Source organism: Paractinoplanes maris (assembly GCF_023544465.1).
In the GTDB taxonomy this organism is placed as follows: domain Bacteria; phylum Actinomycetota; class Actinomycetes; order Mycobacteriales; family Micromonosporaceae; genus Actinoplanes; species Actinoplanes maris.
The window spans coordinates 1-1556 of record NZ_JALPVL010000029.1 but is presented as its reverse complement, the minus strand read 5'-3'; the positions used below and the strand labels follow the sequence as shown (position 1 = coordinate 1556).

General features: G+C 66.8%; 1 protein-coding gene. It reads left to right on the top strand.

Translation table 11 applies throughout. The features are described from left to right. The first annotated feature begins 71 nt into the window (after window positions 1–71). Window positions 72–1457 (top strand): IS701 family transposase, encoded by a 1386-nt coding sequence (locus tag NAG42_RS43820; protein WP_250038492.1) that lies wholly within the window; start codon window positions 72–74, stop codon window positions 1455–1457. The last annotated feature ends 99 nt before the right edge of the window (window positions 1458–1556 follow it).

Genomic DNA, 1556 nt, shown 5'->3' with positions numbered 1-1556 from the left:
TAGTAGGACTTTGTTAGGTCTTTGTGGTGTGTCGCTTGTAGCGGTCGTGTGGTGATGGTTGGCTGCCCGGTGTGGATGAGGGCAGGTTGGAGCAGGTCCGGGTGCAGCTCCAGGAGTTCGCTGCTGAGGTGTTCGCCGGGTTGAGGCGGATCGATCAGCGGGAGACCGGGGTGCGGTATCTGCGCGGTCTGATGTTGGATGGGCAGCGTAAGTCGATGCAGCCGATGGCTGCCCGCCTCGGCGTTGATCATCAGCAGCTGCAACAGTTTCTGACCTCGTCGACGTGGGACGTGACCGGTGTGCGGCGACGGGTCGCGATGTCCGCTGTCGAGGTGGTCTCGCCGACGGTGTGGGTGGTCGATGACACCGGCTTCGCGAAAGATGGGCCGGCGTCGGCGTGTGTGGCCCGGCAGTACTCCGGAACCCTCGGCAAGGTCGGCAACTGCCAGATCGCGGTCAGCGTCCACGCCGCCACCGATGCGGCGTCGGCGGTGCTGAACTGGCGGTTGTTCGTCCCGGAGTCCTGGGACGAGACCTGCGTTCCCGACGAGGCGGGCAAGGTCGCCAACACCCACGCCCGACGTCTGCGCCGGCAGCCGGTCACCCTGGACGAGGCCGGGAAGAAGAAACCTCACCTGCGTAAAGAGGTCCCGCGTGAAGAGCTGATCGCTCAGATTCTCGCCCGGCGGGCGGCGTCGAAGGTTCCGGATGATGAACGGTATCGGCCGAAATGGCTGATGGCCCTGGAGATGATCGACGAGCTGGCCGGCTGGGAGCTGTATCCGCCGCTGCTGACCGCTGACGCCGGTTACGGGCAGGTCGCCGAGTTCCGACAAGGACTCACCGACCGCGGCATCAGCTTCATCGTGGCGACCACCTCGACCACTACCGCCCAGCCCGCTCACGCCGAGCCCGTGACCGCCGCCTACGCCGGAGTCGGGAAATATCCCACCCCGCGCTATCCGGACCCGGCCCGCAGTATCAAAGACCTCGCCCTCAAGCACGGCGCCGGCCAGGCCACCCTCGTGCACTGGCGTGAACGCCTTCCCGCAGCCGAGGGTGGCGACCGACCCGCCGGCACCTTGTCCGGGCATTTCTTCGCCCTGCGGGTCCGCCCGGCAGGGCGAACCGTCCGTGAAGGCCTGCCACCGGCCGATGACGGGGTCCTGCCCGATTGCTGGCTGCTGGTGCAATGGCCGCCCGGACAGGCCGAGCCCAGCGACTACTGGCTGTCCGACCTGCCCGCCGATACTGCGCTGGCCGACTTGGTTCAGCTGGCGAAAAGCCGCTGGCGTATCGAACACGACTACCGCGAACTGAAGACCGGCCTGGGCCTCGACCACTTCGAAGGCCGTTCCTGGATCGGCTGGCACCGCCACGTCACCCTCGCCACTGCCGCCCAGCTGTTCCTCACCCAGCTACGGCAGGCCGACCCAAAAGCAGCAGGGCAGCCCTGAGCCTCTACGCCGTCCTCCGGCACCTGCAATACCAACTCGCCACCTGGCTCGGCTTCTGCCCACACTGCCACCAGCCCGTCCCCACCTAACAAAGTCCTA